18 protein-coding genes are annotated in these 19,314 nt (G+C 31.9%); 2 read left to right on the forward strand and 16 right to left on the reverse strand.

The genetic code is table 11. The features are described 5' to 3' along the window. Positions 1–234 precede the first annotated feature (234 nt). Positions 235–2,025, reverse strand: a complete 1,791-nt coding sequence (gene hflX / locus RSD37_RS02735) for a GTPase HflX (RefSeq protein WP_346945167.1) — start codon at positions 2,023–2,025, stop codon at positions 235–237. Between the two features lie 112 nt (positions 2,026–2,137). Here hflX and hpt point away from each other — a divergent pair, with 112 nt between their 5' ends. Then, entirely contained in the window at positions 2,138–2,665 is a 528-nt protein-coding gene (gene hpt, locus RSD37_RS02740; protein ID WP_346945168.1) for a hypoxanthine phosphoribosyltransferase, read from the forward strand. 116 nt (positions 2,666–2,781) lie between these two features. Here the strand turns inward: hpt and yunB are convergent, their stop codons facing one another. Further along, positions 2,782–3,414 carry a sporulation protein YunB gene (gene yunB / locus RSD37_RS02745; RefSeq protein ID WP_346945169.1) on the reverse strand — a complete coding sequence of 211 codons (633 nt, stop codon included), beginning with the start codon at positions 3,412–3,414 and terminating at the stop codon, positions 2,782–2,784. A 212-nt stretch (positions 3,415–3,626) separates the two neighbouring features. Here yunB and RSD37_RS02750 point away from each other — a divergent pair, with 212 nt between their 5' ends. Further along, positions 3,627–6,194 carry a transglycosylase domain-containing protein gene (locus RSD37_RS02750; protein WP_346945170.1) on the forward strand — a complete coding sequence of 856 codons (2,568 nt, stop codon included), beginning with the start codon at positions 3,627–3,629 and terminating at the stop codon, positions 6,192–6,194. A 119-nt stretch (positions 6,195–6,313) separates the two neighbouring features. Here RSD37_RS02750 and spoVAE read toward each other — a convergent pair whose 3' ends face one another. From spoVAE to RSD37_RS02820, 14 genes are all read right to left on the reverse strand, one after another. Then, on the reverse strand, positions 6,314–6,667 hold the full coding sequence (gene spoVAE / locus RSD37_RS02755) for a stage V sporulation protein AE (protein WP_346945361.1): 354 nt from the start codon (positions 6,665–6,667) through the stop codon (positions 6,314–6,316). 7 nt (positions 6,668–6,674) lie between these two features. Beyond that, on the reverse strand, positions 6,675–7,691 hold the full coding sequence (gene spoVAD / locus RSD37_RS02760; RefSeq protein ID WP_346945171.1) for a stage V sporulation protein AD: 1,017 nt from the start codon (positions 7,689–7,691) through the stop codon (positions 6,675–6,677). A 4-nt stretch (positions 7,692–7,695) separates the two neighbouring features. Continuing rightward, positions 7,696–8,148, reverse strand: a complete 453-nt coding sequence (gene spoVAC / locus RSD37_RS02765) for a stage V sporulation protein AC (protein ID WP_346945172.1) — start codon at positions 8,146–8,148, stop codon at positions 7,696–7,698. 220 nt (positions 8,149–8,368) lie between these two features. Continuing rightward, entirely contained in the window at positions 8,369–9,124 is a 756-nt protein-coding gene (sigF, locus tag RSD37_RS02770) for an RNA polymerase sporulation sigma factor SigF (protein WP_346945173.1), read from the reverse strand. A gap of 8 nt (positions 9,125–9,132) precedes the next feature. Then, entirely contained in the window at positions 9,133–9,567 is a 435-nt protein-coding gene (spoIIAB, locus tag RSD37_RS02775) for an anti-sigma F factor (protein ID WP_346945362.1), read from the reverse strand. An 11-nt stretch (positions 9,568–9,578) separates the two neighbouring features. Continuing rightward, positions 9,579–9,914, reverse strand: a complete 336-nt coding sequence (gene spoIIAA / locus RSD37_RS02780; protein ID WP_346945174.1) for an anti-sigma F factor antagonist — start codon at positions 9,912–9,914, stop codon at positions 9,579–9,581. 288 nt (positions 9,915–10,202) lie between these two features. After that, positions 10,203–10,838, reverse strand: a complete 636-nt coding sequence (locus RSD37_RS02785; protein ID WP_346945175.1) for a cyclodeaminase/cyclohydrolase family protein — start codon at positions 10,836–10,838, stop codon at positions 10,203–10,205. Between the two features lie 17 nt (positions 10,839–10,855). Beyond that, positions 10,856–12,112 carry an imidazolonepropionase gene (gene hutI, locus RSD37_RS02790; RefSeq protein ID WP_346945176.1) on the reverse strand — a complete coding sequence of 419 codons (1,257 nt, stop codon included), beginning with the start codon at positions 12,110–12,112 and terminating at the stop codon, positions 10,856–10,858. 172 nt (positions 12,113–12,284) lie between these two features. Then, positions 12,285–13,181, reverse strand: coding sequence for a glutamate formimidoyltransferase (gene ftcD / locus RSD37_RS02795; RefSeq protein WP_346945177.1), 897 nt, complete (start codon positions 13,179–13,181; stop codon positions 12,285–12,287). 100 nt (positions 13,182–13,281) lie between these two features. Next, positions 13,282–14,805 (reverse strand): histidine ammonia-lyase, encoded by a 1,524-nt coding sequence (hutH, locus tag RSD37_RS02800; protein ID WP_346945178.1) that lies wholly within the window; start codon positions 14,803–14,805, stop codon positions 13,282–13,284. Between the two features lie 223 nt (positions 14,806–15,028). Next, positions 15,029–15,913 carry a DMT family transporter gene (locus RSD37_RS02805; RefSeq protein ID WP_346945179.1) on the reverse strand — a complete coding sequence of 295 codons (885 nt, stop codon included), beginning with the start codon at positions 15,911–15,913 and terminating at the stop codon, positions 15,029–15,031. Between the two features lie 32 nt (positions 15,914–15,945). Beyond that, positions 15,946–16,596: an exopolysaccharide biosynthesis polyprenyl glycosylphosphotransferase gene (locus RSD37_RS02810; protein ID WP_346945180.1), complete on the reverse strand. Its 651-nt coding sequence runs from the start codon at positions 16,594–16,596 to the stop codon at positions 15,946–15,948. 346 nt (positions 16,597–16,942) lie between these two features. Further along, entirely contained in the window at positions 16,943–18,112 is a 1,170-nt protein-coding gene (locus RSD37_RS02815) for a DegT/DnrJ/EryC1/StrS family aminotransferase (RefSeq protein WP_346945181.1), read from the reverse strand. Positions 18,113–18,127: 15 nt separating this feature from the next. Further along, entirely contained in the window at positions 18,128–19,228 is a 1,101-nt protein-coding gene (locus RSD37_RS02820; protein ID WP_346945363.1) for a Gfo/Idh/MocA family oxidoreductase, read from the reverse strand. Positions 19,229–19,314: the final 86 nt, after the last annotated feature.

The raw sequence follows: 19,314 nt of genomic DNA on the forward strand, positions 1-19,314 counted from the left end.
TTAGGTTTCCCTTTTTTCAATGTTTTTCAACTATTTAATACCTTGCCTAATTTGTTTTGAACAAAATAAACTTAGAATATGTTTTGAAATAGAGCATAAAAGTAAATAGACTGTCTCAAAACAGTTGAATTATGTTTTATCTTAATATTGAAAGTGGACTTAATATTATAGTCCACTTTCAACACGAGTTTAAAACATACTCAATTTTGAGACAGCCCATTTCATTGTGTAATATTATTCTTCTACTATATATTTTGAAGACTTATTATAAACCTCATCATCACCTTGAACCATAAGTACTGTTCCTTCCTCTACATACTCTTCACTCTCTACCATGGCATTTCTATGAAGATATGCTACCGCTGAAGAATCATTGTATGGAACTAAAACCTTAAAGGATTTTAACTTGTATGGCAATATTTCTGTACATGTATTTAAAAGTTCCTCAAAATTAGTTTTATATTTGGCAGATACTTCTAATATATTGTAATTACTAAATCTTTCTTTTAGAGAATTTAAAAGTTCCTCATTAGAATTATCTATTTTATTAAGTAATAATACTGTAGGTTTATCTCCAGCTCCAAGCTCACTTAGAACTTCTTCAACTACAGTTATTTGTTTCTCTGCTGACTCATTAGAAGCGTCTACAACATGAAGTAAAAGATCTGAATATATTACTTCTTCAAGGGTTGATTTAAAAGCTTCTACTAAATCATGAGGCAATTTCCTTATGAATCCTACAGTATCAGTCACTGTCGCTACTCTGTTATCTGGAAGTGCCATAGCTCTTGTAGTAATATCAAGAGTTGCAAAAAGCATATCTGCTTCAAATACCTTTTCCTTTACTGTTGCTGACTTCATTGGTGAATAATCACAAAGGGCATTTCTTAATGTTGATTTCCCAGCATTTGTGTATCCAACTAAAGATATTTTTGAAATGCTTTCCTTACTTCTTCGCTCTCTTTGAGTTGCTCTTATACCTTTGATTTTCTCTAATTCTTTATTTAAGTCATATATAGTATCTCTAATTTTTCTTTTATCTGTCTCTAGTTTTTTCTCTCCTGGTCCTTTAGTTCCTATTCCTCCACCTGTTCTAGATAGCATAGTTCCAAGTCCACCAAGTCTACTAAGTCTATACTTTAATTGAGATAGTTCTACTTGAATCTTTGATTCCTTACTTCTTGCTCTTCTTGCGAAAATCTCAAGAATTAGAGTAGTTCTATCAATTACCTTTGTACCTATAGCTTGCTCTAAATTTCTTACCTGCGAGCCTGATAACTCTTCATCAAAAATTACCACATTTGCTCTTAATGATTGTCTTAGATATGCAATTTCTTCAACCTTACCGCTACCTATAAAGAAAGCTGAGTCAATTTTGTTTCTTTTTTGAAGAATTTCATAGACAGGTACTACATCACAGGCTTTTGTAAGTTCTTTAAGCTCTTCAAGACTCTCTGCATCCTCTATGGATACTAAAATTGCTCTTTCAGTATTATCCTCGTGGACATTATCACCTTTTAAAATGTCTTCAATGTATTTAACCTTATCTAGAAATTTATAGCTTAAAAGCATTTCTGTGCTTACGTTATGGATTTCATCTTCTACTAAGATATTATCTATTACATCACAAAATCCTATATCGTAGCATAGAGGTTTATCCTTAGCTACTCCTATGGCTACAATACAATCTAGTTTTAATTTTAATAGAGCTGATAGATCAAGAGCTGATAGTCTTGGGTTTCCATTAGGATGAGTGTGTATAACTCTAATCTGAGATAGTCTTCCTTCTCTTGTATCAATCATTGGAACCTCTACAGTAGAACTATCTCCCACTGCCACACTGACTACATTTCCCTTTCTATCTATTGCTACACTAATTTCCCTTTCCAACTCAAGGGTAATTTCTTTTAATAGTTCTGCCAGTTCTTCTGTTAATATATCTGACTTTTGAAATTTCATATCATATATTGTTTCTAATCTTTTCAAAACAAAGTTTTTTACTCCATCAACATTTCCATTTATCATATATTTCATCTCCAAATCGATTTCTATTTCTACCTTTTTATACTATTGACAATTTTAACTTAATTTTATACTATGAAAACATTAATGTAAATATAAATTGAGGTGTGATTACATGGAAAATAAACAAAGAAATATTCTGTTTTCTAGAGAAGAGCTTAGTGAAGCTGTAAAAAAAATTGGTGCTAAAATTACTAAAGACTATGATGGAAGACCTGTTTATGTCTTATCTTTACTAAGAGGAAGCTTCATTTTTGCTGCTGACCTAGTTAGAGAACTTAACCTTCCAACTACTATAGGCTTTATGACTACATCAAGCTATGGTCATGGAGAAGAAACTACTGGAGTTTGTAAAGTAGTTCAAGATGTACCTGATAACATTGAAGGTATGGACGTATTAATAGTAGATGATATTGTTGATAGTGGTATTACTATGAAATTCGTAATAGAGCACGTAAAAAAACTCGGAGCTAAAAGTGTAAAATGTTGTACTCTTTTAGATAAGCCTGAGAGAAGAGCTGTGGATATTAAACCTGATTACTGCTGTTTTGAAATTCCTGATTTATTTGTAGTAGGGTATGGGTTAAACTATGGTGATTTATACAGAAACATCCCTTACATATTCAATTGGGAAAGTAAGTAATAACTTTATAGTTAATACAAAATTAATATAACACCGTCAAATAAAACAGTTTAATGCTGGTTTTCTTGGCGGTGTTGTTTTATCCCCTATCTATCAGCTTTAATAGTTCACATTCTTTAATTACCATTTAAGTCCATTTGTACTGCTGTATTTGGAACTTTACCAACTATTATAGTTTCTACTATAGGTATTTGATTTACAATCTCTAAGTCACTGCTATATGTTGGTATAATTATCCTCATATTAGTGGTTGTTTCTATATAAATCTTATGCCTTGTCTGATTAATACCTGCAGATTCAAAATCTGATATATATCTAGTAGTAATATGCCCTATAGGTTGCATCTTTATTTTAATCTTAGGTCCTATGTTAGATAATATATTGTTTTTAGTTATATATCCTATTGGAATTTTTAATGCAACTTCATCTATGGTCTTCAACTCCTCTTGAGCCTTTAATGCAGTTTTAGCTGCAATCTCACTAAGTTTCAATGTATCCGCTGCAATCATTGTAATATTGCCTTCATTATCCTTTTCAACTTTTATTATAGAATCATAATTAAAATTCTTAGAATATTCTTCAAAAATTGTCTTGTTTATTATATTAGTTACTTCAGCTCTCATATGTGCATCACAGGTTACCTTAATAGTAGGAAGTAGAATTCTATCTAATGTATATATAAATGTTATAGTACTACCCATGAGCAAAAATATTATTGTTGCGAATTTTATTTTAATTGATAATTTCATAGTATTACTCCTTTATAATTATGGTATAATGTTAATAAATGTATTTAATTTCACTTATCTGTATAGACCTACTTAATATTTTATATAATAGACCTACTATTGTTCTATATATATGTTAAAAATCTTCATTGAAGAATACTATGTTGTATTTATATCCGTATATACGTTATAATATAGTATCTAAAATTTTATTTCACCTTAAGGAGGATAATATGGGAGATAATAAAAAAAATGAACCAAAGAATATTAAACCCAAAAAGAAGAAGCGTAAAATATTTAAAGCAATATATATAATTTTATTGTTACTAATCATCACTTGTTTAGCTGCAGGTTTTGGAATAATGTCTGGTATGATTAAAACTGCACCTAAACTCGATTTAGATACATTCTTATCTAATGGCGAAACTACATTTTTATACAACAATGCCGGCGAAGAAATGGATGAGTATAAAACTATTGAAAAGAGAACTTCAGTAAATATTAATACTGTACCTGAAGATCTTAAAGATGCCTTTACAAGCATTGAAGATGAAAGATTTAATAAACATAAGGGTATAGATATTCGAAGACTTGGTGGTGCAGTTATTCAGGATGCTAAGATCATTCTAGGTTTATCTGATGATGCTATCCAAGGTGCTTCAACTATTACCCAACAGCTAATTAAATATAAATTTTTCCTTGAAGAATCGATCAATGATAGGGTAAATATTGAAAGAAAAGTTCAAGAAATATATTTAGCCCTACAAGTAGAAAAGCTTTTGTCCAAGGATCAAATTTTACAAGCTTATATGAATACTATATTTTTGGGTGGTAATGCCCATGGAATCGAAGCTGCCACAAATATATACTTTAATAAATCTATAGGTGATGGCCTAACACTTAAACAATGTGCCTTTTTAGCTAGTGCAGCTCAAAATCCAACTATATCTTATAACAATGCTTATGAGTCTTTTGAAAAGGGTGAGCCATTTGACTCTGCAAGAACTAAACTTGTACTTGGAAAAATGTTAGAACTAGGTAAAATAACTCAAGAAGAGTACGATGTAGCTATAGCAGAGCCTCTTACTCTAAACTTCTCAACTCAAGAATCTGATAAAATGACCTATGAATGGTTCTCAAGACCAGTAATAAAACAGGTTGCTACGGACCTAATTAAAACCTATGGTTATACCGAGACTGAGGCCTACGACAAAATTAATTATGGTGGTTTAAGAATATATACTACCATGGATAAAAACCTTCAAGATTCTGTACAACAAGTAATGAATGATTATGTTTCTGGTTATTCTGGGGTTCAAGCCTCTGGTGTAATAACAGATTATCTTAATGGTGAAGTTAAAGCTATTATCGGTGGTGTGGGTGATCAACCATCAATGTCCTATAATAGAGCTATCTCTATAGGTCAAGATGGTCAAAGTTTCCGACGTCCACCTGGTTCTAGTATAAAACCATTAACAGTATACGCTCCAGCTATTGAAACTAAAACTCTCACTGCTGGATCAGTCCTTGTAGATGGACCACTACTTCCTGAGGTTTCATCTAAATATCAAGGGTATAATCCAATGAACTGGAATAATGCATATGATGGATATACAACTGTACGTGATGCTGTTAGATACTCTAAAAATACCATAGCTGTATCTATAGTAGATAAAATAGGTTTAGATACGTCAGCAGCCTATGGAGAAAAATTTGGCCTAAGTATAACTGATGTAGATAAAACTAGTATTTCCGCCCTATCTCTTGGCCAAACAGATGGAACTACACCTTATGAAATGGCTCAAGCCTTTGGTGCTTTTGGAAATCAAGGTGCTATGACAAATTCTAGAATATATAATAAGGTAACAGATAAGGATGGTAAGGTTTTATTAGAGCCTAAATTGGAATCTACTCAAGTTATCTCACCTCAAACAGCATATATTATTTACGATATGCTTGCTGGCTCAGTTGCAAGTACTGGTTCAAATGCAGCCTTTGGTAATATGGAGGTTAGAGGTAAGACTGGTACCACTACTGACTATAGAGACCTTTATTTTGCAGGACTAACTCCTTATTATTCTGGTGCTGTATGGCTAGGCTGTGATAACAACGACCTATTGCCTTTCACTAGTAGTAACATGTCTGCTGGCCTCTGGGGGCAAATCATGAAGGTTGCTCATGAAGGTTTAGAATATAAATCACTACAACCACCTGATGGATTAACCAGTGCATATATCTCTAAGGATTCTGGAACTCTTCCAACTGATCTTACAAAGAAAGATCCTAGAGGAAACAGAATCTACTCTGAGTTATTTATCAGTGGAACTCAACCAACTACATTGGACAATGTTCACGTTGAACTTGAAGTAGTTAAAGCTGCTGATGGAAAATACTATTTGCCTTCTGATGAAACACCTAAAGATAAACTACAAAAGGTAATATTTATTACTCGTGATCCTAGATATACTGGTGCAATGGCTGATAATAAATGGCTAGCACCTAAAGATAAAGATCCGACTGACTATAAGGCAGAAGAGAAATCAAAAAAAGATGCAGAGGAGAAAGCAAAAAAAGACGCAGAAGAAAAGGAAAAAGAGAAGGATAAGGATAAAGATAAAGATAAGCCTGGCGATAATACAACTAATCCTCCTGCTACTGGTGGTGATACAACTACGCCGCCTACTGGTGATGATACAAATAAACCACCACAGCCTAGTCCAGGAGCTTTTAATAATTTAAATTCTAAATCATCATTATATGGGATGATTTCAAGAGCCTTTACAATTAATATCTTTGGATAACTCTTTCTTTAACTTAAAAATATATAAAAAAGCTTCTCAAATTAGTGAGAAGCTTTTTTATATCCTTTGCATCTTATTTATTTCTAATAATCTTAATGATATTCCTATTTTCTAGTAAGCTACTTAGTTTTTGAATTAAATATAACTGACATCATATATCCAAATACTATAGCTGCCGTTATACCTGCTGCTGTTGCACTTACTCCTCCAGTTGCAACCCCTAAAAGTCCAACTGTATCAACCTCTTTCATAACCCCTTTTGCAAGGGAGTAGCCAAATCCAGGTAAAGGAACTCTTGCTCCTGATAATCCAAAAGCAGCTATCTTTTCATATATACCGAAACCTTGAAGAACAACACCCGATACAACAAATACTACTAAGATTCTAGCGGGCGTAAGCTTCGTTGTATCCATTAAAATTTGTCCTATAACACAAATAATTCCGCCTACTACAAAAGTCTTTAAAAAGTCCATCCACATTTTACTCACCTCCAAACTCTAGGGCAATTGCATGAGCAATCCCTGGGATAGTTTCTCCTTGAAGGTTTGATGTGGTACTAAGTAACGCTCCTGTAGCAATTAGTAGAACTCTTTTATATTTATGTTGTAATAATCCTTTATAAATCATACTACTCATAACTGTTGCAGAACAGCCAGCACCACTACCACCACAATTAGTTCCTTGACACTGACAATCAAAGATTTCATCACCACAATCTATATAGTTAGGCTCAACGTTATACCCATATTCTTTTAATAGTTCAGTAGTTATTTGCTTACCTACTGACCCTAGGTCTCCTGTTACTATTAGATCATAGTCGCTAGGTTTTCTTCCAGTATCCTCGAAGTGCTGCTTAATAGTATCAACTGCTGCTGGAGACATTGCTGCTCCCATTTCATTTGGATCTGTTATTCCATAGTCTTTAACCTTCCCAATAGTTATGTGTGTTACATAAGGAGACTTCCCTTTCTTAGCCAATATTACAGCTGCTGCTCCGGTTACAGTCCATTGTGACGCTGGTGACCTCTGACTTCCCATCTCCAATGGCAATCTAAATTGACGTTCTGCTGATGAGAAATGAGACGATGTGGCCACCAAAACATGTTCACCAAAATCTCCCTCTAGTGCCATTGAAGCCATACATAAAGACTCTACAAAAGTGGAGCACGCTCCATACATACCTACAAATGGTATATCTACTTCTCTTGCCATAAAGCAAGAGGACATTATTTGATTTAATAAATCTCCTGCAAACATATAAGAAATGTCTTTTTCTTTAAGTTTTGCTCTTTCTATAACTTTTTGAACTGCACTTAATTGAATTTTACTCTCTGCAAATTCAAAGCTTTTACACCCACACATATCATCTGCTAGAATTTCATCAAAATGAATGTTTAAAGGGCCTTCACCTTCCTTAGGTCCTACAATTGTATAGGTTGCTATTATCCTTGGTTTACTTAATAATTCTGCTGTTTGTATTCCTACTTTTCTTGCCATAACATTACCACCTAAAAAAATAATATAATATTCCAAGTATTACTGAGGCACTAATACTATAAACTAGTACTGGACCAGCTATAGTAAACATTTTTGATGCAACACCAAACACATATCCTTCTTTTTTAAACTCTATGGCTGGTGACACAATTGAGTTTGCAAATCCTGTAATTGGTACTACGGACCCTGCTCCTGCATAGTCTCCAATTTTGTCATATATACCTATTCCAGTTAATAATGCTCCTAGAAAAACCATAATTATTGTTTCCCATGTCATAGCTTGCATTTTATCTTGACCCAAATAGACTAAAGCTTTAAATATAATTTCGCCAACTACACATATTAATCCACCAGTCCAAAATGCTCTAAAAGAATTTTTTAGTATATTTGGCTTTGGTTTAGAACTTTCATATACATTTTGAAACTTGTTTTTTATCTTACTCTCTTTTACCTTCATTATTCTCCTCCTAACGTCAAATCATAAAAGCATTAAAGCTAGTATTTGCATTTTACAAAAATTTAAACAAAAAAAAGATGTTACTGCATATTTTAAAATTTTATAAATTCTAAAGCTGCATTAACATCTTATAAAACCATATAGATTCTAAAGATTTCTTATTATCTTTTAAAATCTTATAAATGAAAGATATACTTGTAAATCCTTTATTTATACATATTTATCCTGTAAGTCTATCCTTCATTATTTTCAAAACTTTCTTTTCTATTCTAGATACTTGAACTTGACTTATTCCCATGAGTTTTGCCACTTGAATTTGAGTTTTATCCTTAAAATACCTCAGCATTATAATTTGCCTAGACTTTACATCTAACTTACTCAATGCTTCCTTTAAAGCAAGTTTATCTATTACTTCATTATCTTCCTCGTAATCCTCACTAAGCTTATCTATAAGTAACACTGGAGCACCATCATCTTGATGAATAGTGTCATAGAGATATTGCATACTACTAGAAGATTCTAATGCTATAAGTATATCTTCCTTGTCAATCTTAGAAAATTCAGATAGTTCTTCAATTGTAGGCTCTCGTCCTAGTGATTTAGTTAATGCATCCTTGTCATAGTGAAGCCTTCTAGCCGTATTTTTAATACTTCTACTAACTTTTATCATTCCATCATCTCTTAGAAATCTTTTAATTTCTCCAATAATCATCGGTACAGCATATGTAGAAAATTTTACATTAAAACTATCATCGAAATTATTTATAGCTTTCACAAGACCTATACACCCAATTTGAAAAATATCATCATATTCATATCCTCTATTTAGAAACTTCTTACTTATAGAAGATACTAGTGGTAAATTCATTTCTGTTAAATAATCTAATGCAGAGCTATCCCCTGCCTTTGCCAATTTTATAAGTTGTCTATTATCATCATAATTATATTTGTTGTTTCTATGAATTTTTTCACTCATATTTTCACCTATCTTACAGAGTTAAAAACTTTTTTCATTGTTATAGTTGTTCCCTCACCCTTTATAGATTCTACTGTTAAACTATCCATAAATGTCTCCATAACCGTAAAACCCATACCAGACCTTTCTAAATCTGGTCTAGAAGTATACAATGGTTGCATTGCCATATCCACATTATCTATTCCTGCACCAGTATCACTTACTTTAACCGTAAGTACATTTTCGTTTATTACTCCCTCTAGCTTTACGTAATTATCCTCACTTTCATTTCTATATCCGTGAATAATTGCATTTGTAACAGCTTCTGATACCGCTGTTTTTATATCACTAATTTCGTCTATTGTAGGATCTAATTGTGCTGCAAATGCTGAAATAACGACCCTTGCAAAACTTTCATTTTTAGATAAACTAGTAAATTCAACTTTAATTTTATTCTCCATAATAATTCCTCCCACTAAATGTTCCTTAGTGCTTCTTCAACATCGTCATACATTGAAATTATTTTAAACATGCCTGAAAGCTCAAATATTCGCTTAACAGTAGGTGTTACATTTGTTAAACACACCTTACCACCTCTAAGTGACATCTTTTTATACCTTCCAATTACTGCTCCAATTCCTGAACTATCCATAAAGTTTACTCCAGAAAAGTTGAAGATCAAGACTTTATATCCGTCTTTATCCAAAATGTCATCCACTCTGGTTCTAACTTCTTCTGCACTATGATGGTCAAGCTCTCCTTGAAGCGTAACCACAACTTTATCATGTAAAGGCTCAAACCTAAGTAACATATAATTCCCTCCAACCTATTATTATATTCATAAATATTCCATTTAGAACACTATAATCATTATACACTAATTTTATATGTTATTACAGTATTTTCCAAAGTTTCTCAAAGAAAAATAATATAAATTTTATCATTTTACCTCAATATTCTACAGCTTCTACTTTTAATAGACTCTATATTGTGAGTATTATAAAATTACTTATATAAATTAAAAATATTTTTGTGTATTATAAAACTTAAAAGGGCTCAGTTTCCTTAGAAACTGAGCCCTTTATATACCTCTTCAATATTACATATGCTGATTTACAATATCTAATATTTCTTTTTGTTTGTTCATACCATCTTCACTTAACTGTTTAAGTTGTTTTCTTATTTCTTCATTATAAGACTGATCCTTTATAGATGATAGATTTATTTTCACATTCATGATTGCACCTTCTATGGCACTTTGTATAAGTAATGCAGCAACTCCACCATCTGATATAGCATTCTTATTACCATATTTAACGCATACTAAAATACCTTCATAGACTTCATATGCCTTTCTAGCCACCTTTAATGGCACTTGTGTAGCCGCTTTGTATCCCTCTTGAATTTTAGCACTTCTAGCAGCCTTTTCATCATCAGTTTCCTTAGGCATTTTAAATGCTGCCATTACACCATTAAATGCTTCTGTATCTTCGTTCATAAGATTTAAGAATTCATCCTTTTGATTTCCTGATATTATTAAGTATTTATCTACTAATTCCTTTTCCTCATTAGATAATACCTCATATGCCTTTTTACCTACGGTTAGGTTAAACACCATAGAAGATAGTGCACTTCCTAAAGATGCACAAAGTGCAGCTACACTTCCACCACCTGGTGCTGGTGAATTTGATGCAAGTTCATCTACAAACGCTCTTACTGTTTTTGTATCTAACATAATTATTCCTCCTATAACTACTTATTTATTTCTCTATCCACAACTATCTTACCATTTTTTATAACCTTGTCTACAGAATTAATTCCAAAATGATATATAAGATAATTTAAATTTTTACCATTAAATATGGTAATGTCTGCTTTTTTACCTATCTCAATAGATCCAATAGAGTGCTCCCTATTTATAGCACAGGCTGCGTTTATTGTCATTGCATTGATAATTTCACTTGGAAGCATTCTCATACCAAAGCAAGCAAAAGTCATAACATTTTGCATAGATTCAGTAGGCGATGTTCCCGGATTACAATCAGTAGCAAGTGCTACTGCCACGTTATTATCAATCATATCTCTTGCTCTTGCAAATTTGCCAAGCATTAAATAAAATGCTGTAGATGGTAAAAGTACCGCTACTACATCATTTTCACTAAGAGACTTTATTCCTTCATCTGAAGCGGCTATTAGGTGCTCTGCAGAAATGCATTTTAACTCTCCCGCTAGCTCAGCACCTTTTACTGACTCAACTTCATCCCCATGTATCTTAAGTTTTAACCCATATTTTCTACCTTTTTCGAGTATTGCTCTACATTCTTCTGTAGTAAATACTCCTTCTTCACAGAAGCAATCTATAAACTCAGCAAGTTCTTCTTCTGCAATATTAGGAATCATTTCATCTATAATTAGCTTTATAAAGCCTTCCCTATCTTCCTTATACTCCTTAGGCACTGCATGGGCACCCATAAAAGTTGATACTACGTCTATAGGATGGGTTTCATTTAGAATCTTATTAACCTTCAATATCTTTTTCTCATTAGCTAAGTCTAATCCGTAGCCTGATTTACTTTCAACTGTAGTGGTACCATGATTTAGCATTATATCAAGTCTACCTTTAGCTTCCATAACTAATTCATCTACAGATGCATTTCTAGTATTTTCTACGGAGCTCAGTATTCCTCCACCCATCTTTAAAATTTCTATATATCCAACTTTATTTAACTTAAGTGGTAGCTCATTCTCACGACTTCCTCTATATACCAAGTGAGTATGAGGATCTACAAGACCTGGAGTAACAGTTTTCCCTTTCCCACTAATAACTACAGTATTTTCATTAATATAAGACTTATAATCCTCATCCTTTCCAACTGCAGTTATAATATCATCAGTTATAACAATAAAACCATTTTCAATGATTTTGGCATCATTCATCTCTTTGCCTTTTTTTCTATGACTGCCTTCACAGGTTACTAGACAATCAATATCCTTAATTAAAATAGTCACAGCCTCAACTCCTAATATTAAATTATTTTATACAATCATTTATTCTACTATTTTATTTACTTAGCCTCAAAGTGAGTATTAAAACTGGTAGACATCTGATAAACTTCTAAGCTCCAGAAGAAGTTTTTACTTTCTCTGAAGCTTAGAATTTTTTTAATTTAAATTCTAATAATTACTCACTTACTCTTCTCTCAAGTATTTGATCCATTGAGAAGTTTTCTATTTGAAGATAGTATTCTGCACTATTAATTAATGCTGCCATTGGTACAAGACCAATAACTTCGCTTCCTATAACAGGAACGCCATAACGTTTTGCTTCCATTTTAATCATTTCGAAAGCTCTATAAACTGCTGTCTTTTCATAGTTTACTAGATTCATGGATACTTGAGCTATATTTCTATCTTCAAGCTTCACACCCATAGCTTTTACAAATCTTAACCCGCCACCTAAGTGTCTTACAGTTTTTGCAATGGTATCAGCAATTTTAACATCATCAGTGCCTAAGTTCACATTAAATGCTACTAATGGTTGTCTTGCACTAATTGCAACGCATCCACCTTTTACATTAACTTCACTTGGCCCAAAATCAGGAGACCATTTATCCTCTTTTATTTTTTCAAAGAAACCTTCATATTGTCCTTTTCTAACTGTAGCTAAGTTTTCTCTATGTGGTGCTGATGCTGCTTTCTCATATAAGTATACTGGTATATTAAATCTCTCTCCTATTACCTTACCTACTCTACTAGCTATCTCAACGCACTCATCCATTGAAACTCCGTCAATAGGCACAAACGGAACTACATCTAAAGCTCCCATTCTTGGATGACCACCTGTATGCACACTCATATCTATAGTTTCATAAACCTTTTCTGCCATATTTATAATAGCATTTTCTAATGCTTCTGGTTCGCCAACAACAGTTACAACTGTTCTATTATGATCTTCATCACTAGAATAATCTAGAAGTTTCACACCTGAAACGCCTCTAAATACATTAACTATAGCTTCTATCTTATCCTTGTCTCTACCTTCACTAAAATTAGGTATACATTCAACTATTCTTCCCATATTAACTCCTCCTATTTATTAATAATTTATACTAAATTTATTCTACTTTGATATTAAATTAAACTATAATAATATTTTCTACACCTATACTAAATTTATATTAATAATTAACTTTAACAACCTTCTCTACGTTTTTAGCAATCTCACCACTGCATAAAAGCTCAGTAACCTTATCAATCTCTTTATACATAACTAAATCATTTTCTATAAAGTCAACTTTACTTCTAACTATATCATAAGCAACCTTAGTTCCCTTACCTAAAGTACATTCTCCTCTAAAGTCAATAGCTTGACATGCTGCTAAAATTTCTGTAGCTATAACTCTTTCAACATTCCTTATAATATCTCTTGCTTTTCTTGCAGCAATTGTACCCATACTAACATGATCCTCTTGGTTAGCTGAAGAAGGTATTGAATCTACACTTGCAGGATGAGCTAAAATTTTATTTTCAGAAACTAAAGCTGCTGCAGCATATTGAGTTATCATAAATCCAGAATTTAAACCACCATGTTTAACTAAAAATGCTGGTAAATCATTTAATTGATAATTAATTAATCTCTCTAATCTTCTCTCAGATACATTTGCAAGCTCACTCATAGCTATTCCCAAGAAATCAAAACTTAATGCCATAGGCTGCCCGTGGAAGTTCCCACCTGAAATAACATCGCCCTCTTCAGTTACAATTGGATTATCTGTTACAGAGTTAATTTCTATTTCCACTTTATGCTTTACATAATTTAAAGCATCCTTGGATGCGCCATGAATTTGTGGTAAGCATCTTAATGTATATGCATCTTGTACTCTTATTTCGCCTTGTCGTGTTATAAGTGAACTTCCATCTACTAAAGCTAAGATATTTTTAGCTGTTTCAATTTGTCCTTCATGTGGACGTATATTGTGAGTTCTTAGATCAAAAGCATCTTTTATTCCTCTTAATCCTTCTAGTGTTAGTGCAGCTGCTATATCACCATTTTTAACTACATTTATTCCATCCCACAATGCAAGAGCTCCAACGGCTGTCATAACTTGAGTACCATTAATTAATGCTAATCCTTCTTTTGCTATTAATTGTACTATTTCAATGCCTGCTCTATTCATAGCTTCTCTTCCACTAATAATCTCACCTTGATATTCTGCTTCTCCTTCTCCTAGCATTGGTAATACCATGTGTGATAGTGGCGCTAAATCTCCTGATGCTCCCAATGATCCTTTTTCAGGAATTACGGGATGAACTCCTTTATTTAACATCTCTATTAAAGTATGTAATGTAGATAATCTTATTCCTGAATATCCCTTTGATAACGCATTAGCTCTAAGAAGTATTATCGCTCTAACTATGTCGGTATCTAATCTATCTCCAAACCCGCAAGCATGTGATATGATAAGATTTCTTTGAAGTGTTTTACAATCTTCACCTGATATAGACACATCAGAAAACTTCCCAAAACCAGTAGTTATTCCATAAACAACTTTATCCTCTTCAACTATCTTATCTACTATACTTCTAGATTTTTTAACTCTCTCTATGGCTTCCTTGCTGATTTCAACTTCATAATTATTTCTAGCAACATTTATTAAATCTTCTAATGTTAAGTCATTTCCATTTATAATTACTTTATTCATTACTAATTCCCCCTTAATAATTAACATTATTCCTATATATCTACTATTCTTTATAAAGTCAAAATAACCTTTTAATTACCTCGTCAGAAAATTGCGAATATTTTTAACATATTATCAGTTTAATATGCTAAAGGATTATATCATAATTTATGTATTTGCAATATAATGAATAAAACCTGCAATAAACATTTTAAACTTTTGTTTATCACAAGTTTTTTATAACTTAACTTTTAACAGTATCCTTTGCTAGTGCAATCATAACTGCAATTATCAAAATACTTCCTATAATTATTTTAAAGGTTATAGGTTCGCCTAAAATTATTATTCCTAATACTAAAGATACTATAGGCTCAAGTGCACTAAATATTGCTGCATTTGTTGGTCCTATAAGCTTGACTCCTTTTAAGAAAGTCATAAGTGCAATCACAGTTGATATAAATGCAATTAGTAGTATAGAAATTATCCCATAAAAATTTATTCTTTCCGTAAAACTGTTAGTTACTATTCCTATTCCTCCACCCACAATAGCAGAGATTACAGAAATATAAAAAGTTATAACATAACTATTTAGATCTTTAAGCTTTTTGTTTGATGCACCTAAAACGTATATGGAATAACATAAAGCAGATAGTAACACTAAAGTCACTCCACGGGTACTAAAATTACCCCCTTTTATGTCTAACATTATAAATACACCAAAAGTTGTTATTATTAAATATATAAGTTTTTTAAACCTAAACTTTTCTTTATATATAATAATTGATAAAATCATAACCATCAAAGGATATGTATGTAATATCATTCCTGCTACACCTACATCAATATAGTTATAAGCAATAAATAATAATATTGATGTCATAGAGTATCCTACTACACCTAAAAATATTATAATCTTGGATTGTTCTTTTGTTATCTTAAGTGAGATATTTTTACTTTTAATATAATAGAAAAGTAATACAGATGCAAAAGTAAACCTCAATGCAAGGGTACTTATAGCATTTGCTCCTCCTTCATATGCAAGCTTTGCAAGTATAGGCATTATTCCAAATGCTACAGATGCTATTACAATATAAAAAATCCCTCTTATTTTATCACTATTCTTGTCCATACCATTTACTTTCCCCTAACTTATTTACTCTGCTAAAATGCACCTTCTTTTTTAAACACTTTAAATGCCGTAGTAAACAATATTTTTATATCATACCAAACAGAAAATTTACTTATATATGTTAAGTCATAATAAATAGTTTTCCCTAGTTCAATCTCGCCTCGTCCACTAATCTGTGCAAGACCTGTAATACCTGGCAGTACCAATAATCTTTGATAATAATTTTCCGGGTAATACTTTACCACCTCAGGTATTTCTGGTCTTGGTCCAACAAGGCTCATACTCCCAAATAAAACGTTAAATAACTGTGGTATTTCATCAAGACTACTATTTCTCAAAAAAGTCCCTACCTTAGTTATTCTGTTATCACTTTTGCTTTGAAATACAAAATTGTCCATATCACCAGGATTTATTTGCAACTCTCTTTTACTTTCAGCTGATACTACCATTGTTCTGAATTTGTATATTGTAAAATTCTTTCTATCTTTACCAACTCTCATTTGCTTAAATAATATTGGTCCTTTGCTATCAAGCTTTATAGCTATTGAAATAATCAAATATACTGGAATTAGTAATATTATTCCTATAAGTGATAAAAATATATCTAAAATCCTTTTTATAAAAAATTGAAACTTTTTATCATCAATTTTATCTTTTGTGTCTATTATTATATTATTCTCCATAATAACTCCTCCTTGTATGCACTCAAACCTATTATACCATTTATTGAATAAAAAAAATATTTTTTTATTATTACGAATTTATTACATTATATATTAATATTATGTGGATAAATAAAATATTTATTTATTATTAATATATAAGTTATAATCAAATTCACACAAAATTCAAATACTATATTAAAATTTATTATAGTACATATTAGTAATTCAAGTCTTAACTAACCTAGGTTATAACATGTACTAATTGGCACTGAACAATAAAAGGCTTAATTTCCCACAATAAATCCTTGTGAAAATTAAGCCTTTACATAGTGCTTTAATTAAACTCTTTATTTTATAATATATGTTATTTGTGGTGTGTATTTATTATTTCTGTAACTGCATTAATTACATCTTGAGTATCTTGTTTTGTCATTTTGGGATACAGTGGTAATGATACTATTGTGTCAAAATAACTTTCAGCTACTGGGAAATCTCCCTCTTTATATCCATAAGTTTCTTTATAGTAACTCATAAGGTGTACTGGTATAAAATGAACACTAGTACCAATATTTGCTTCTCCCATAAGTTCTATAAATTTATCTCTATCAATTGTAAGCTTTTCAAAATCTAATCTTAAAACATATAAGTGCCAAGAATGTGTTGTGTAATCTGCAACTTCTGGAATCTTAACCCCATCTAGATTACTAAATGCCTCTGTGTATTCACTAACAATATCTTTTCTTACATCTTGCATATAATCTAATTTATCCATTTGAGTTTTTGCAAGTGCTGCTTGAATATCAAACATGTTATATTTATGACCTGGGTACTCTATGTCATATCTCCAAGCTCCACCTTTACCATATCTATTCCATGCAGCTTTACTCATACCATGTGTAGACAAAACTCTTGCCTTTTCGGCTATATCTTCACGGTTAGTAGTTAACATTCCACCTTCACCTGTACAAATATTCTTAGTTGCATAGAAGCTGAAGGAAGCACAATCACCTTTTTTACCTATTAAATCACCTTTATAGAAAGTTTCAATAGCATGTGCAGCATCCTCAGATACAAAAAGATTATGTTTCTTAGCTATTTCTCTAATTTTATCCATATCACAAGCATGACCAGTGTAATGAACTGGTACTATAGCCTTAGTCTTCTCTGTTATTTTCTCTTCTATTTTATCTGGATCTATACAGAAAGTCACTGGATCTATATCTACAAATACCGGAATTGCACCTGTATGAATTATTGTATTAGCAGTTGCTGCAAAAGTCATTGGTGTAGTTAAAACTTCATCTCCTGGCTTTACTCCACCTGCAATAAGTGCAATATGAAGCGCAGCTGTTGCTGAATTCATAGCAATTGCATACTTAGCTCCTGTATACTCTGCAAATCTCTTTTCAAACTCAATAGTTCTTGGTCCTTTAGCTACCCATCCCGATTTTAAAGTTTCTACAACTTCATTTATATCATTATCATCAATTAAAGGAATAGCATAAGGTAAAAATTTCTCTCTTTTTTTATACATCTAACTCACTCCTTACTATTCCGTTAAAAGCTTCTTAGTATCCATTGTAGAGAAGTCCCCAAGTGGGAATTTAACTGGAATTCCTGTTACTGACGATTTATAAGCAGCAAGAATTATCTCTAATGGTTTTTTACCTTCTTCACCGTTTATAAGTGGTTCTCTATGATTTACTATAGCATCAACTACATCTTTAAATAATAATGTGTGACCAAATCCATATACACTATCTGGATCTGATTCTTGAGCTGCAAGAACTTCTTCTTCTGACTCCTCTGAACCCTCAATTCTCCATGTTTCAATCTTATTAACTGCAAGTCCGCCAATACAAACTGTAGCTTTTTCTCCAAATATACTTAGAGTTTCTTCTAAGTTATTAGGATATACACAAGCACTACCCTCTATTATTCCTATAGCACCGCTCTTAAACTTTATTATTATAGCTCCAAAATCTTCTGCATCAATGTCTCTTAAGAAAGTGTCACATTGACCATATACACTATCAACCTCAGAGTTCATCATCCATTGTAATAAATCTATATTGTGAATACATTGGTTCATTAACGTTCCACCATCAAGCTCGTAAGTTCCTCTCCATGGTGCTTGCTCATAATATCCCATATTTCTATTCCAAAGTATTCTAGCAGTACCATTTACCATCTTCCCAAATTTATCTGCCTCTACTTCTTTTCTTAATTTTTGAATAGCATCATTAAATCTATTTTGGTGTGATACACAAAGTTTAACATTATTTTTCTTAGCACATGCTATCATGTCATCTGCATCTTTAGTAGATAATGCCATAGGCTTTTCAACTATAACATGAGTTCCTTTATTCATACAATACATAGCTATTTCTGGATGATATCCACTCTCTGTAGCAATATATACTATATCTATGTTCTCTTTTTCTAACATATCTTTATAATCTTTGTATGTAGTAACTGTAGCCTTTTCACCCATTTTTTCTATATACTCATTCTTTTTAGCCATTGCCTTTTCTTCTACTGGGTCACATGTTGCCACTAATCTTAAAGTTTCCCTATTATTTACTACCGCTTCAATACCCTTATAAGATATTCTTCCGCACCCTATAACTGCAACATTAAATATTTTCATCATTAATTCCTCCTAAAAATCTTCTTAGATATATGCATAGTAATTATGTCTATATCTAAAGTTTACTTACTTTATTACTTTATTTA

Origin of the sequence: Clostridium sp. (assembly GCF_036646415.1) — a bacterium.
Classification (GTDB): domain Bacteria; phylum Bacillota; class Clostridia; order Clostridiales; family Clostridiaceae; genus Clostridium_J.

Excerpts from the sequence above, each read along its gene's own strand:
- hflX (WP_346945167.1), bottom strand. The coding sequence starts at position 2,025 with ATGATAAATGGAAATGTTGATGGAGTAAAAAACTTTGTTTTGAAAAGA.
- spoVAE (WP_346945361.1), bottom strand. The coding sequence starts at position 6,667 with ATGGACTTTTTAAAGACTTTTGTAGTAGGCGGAATTATTTGTGTTATA.
- RSD37_RS02750 (WP_346945170.1), top strand. The coding sequence starts at position 3,627 with ATGGGAGATAATAAAAAAAATGAACCAAAGAATATTAAACCCAAAAAG.
- spoIIAA (WP_346945174.1), bottom strand. The coding sequence starts at position 9,914 with ATGTTACTTAGGTTTGAGCCTTTACATGATAAAGTTGTGGTTACGCTT.
- spoVAC (WP_346945172.1), bottom strand. The coding sequence starts at position 8,148 with ATGAAGGTAAAAGAGAGTAAGATAAAAAACAAGTTTCAAAATGTATAT.
- ftcD (WP_346945177.1), bottom strand. The coding sequence starts at position 13,181 with ATGGGAAGAATAGTTGAATGTATACCTAATTTTAGTGAAGGTAGAGAC.
- RSD37_RS02815 (WP_346945181.1), bottom strand. The coding sequence starts at position 18,112 with ATGTATAAAAAAAGAGAGAAATTTTTACCTTATGCTATTCCTTTAATT.
- RSD37_RS02785 (WP_346945175.1), bottom strand. The coding sequence starts at position 10,838 with ATGTTAGATACAAAAACAGTAAGAGCGTTTGTAGATGAACTTGCATCA.
- RSD37_RS02810 (WP_346945180.1), bottom strand. The coding sequence starts at position 16,596 with ATGGAGAATAATATAATAATAGACACAAAAGATAAAATTGATGATAAA.
- sigF (WP_346945173.1), bottom strand. The coding sequence starts at position 9,124 with ATGAGTGAAAAAATTCATAGAAACAACAAATATAATTATGATGATAAT.
- hutH (WP_346945178.1), bottom strand. The coding sequence starts at position 14,805 with ATGAATAAAGTAATTATAAATGGAAATGACTTAACATTAGAAGATTTA.
- RSD37_RS02820 (WP_346945363.1), bottom strand. The coding sequence starts at position 19,228 with ATGAAAATATTTAATGTTGCAGTTATAGGGTGCGGAAGAATATCTTAT.
- spoVAD (WP_346945171.1), bottom strand. The coding sequence starts at position 7,691 with ATGGCAAGAAAAGTAGGAATACAAACAGCAGAATTATTAAGTAAACCA.
- yunB (WP_346945169.1), bottom strand. The coding sequence starts at position 3,414 with ATGAAATTATCAATTAAAATAAAATTCGCAACAATAATATTTTTGCTC.
- RSD37_RS02805 (WP_346945179.1), bottom strand. The coding sequence starts at position 15,913 with ATGGACAAGAATAGTGATAAAATAAGAGGGATTTTTTATATTGTAATA.
- hpt (WP_346945168.1), top strand. The coding sequence starts at position 2,138 with ATGGAAAATAAACAAAGAAATATTCTGTTTTCTAGAGAAGAGCTTAGT.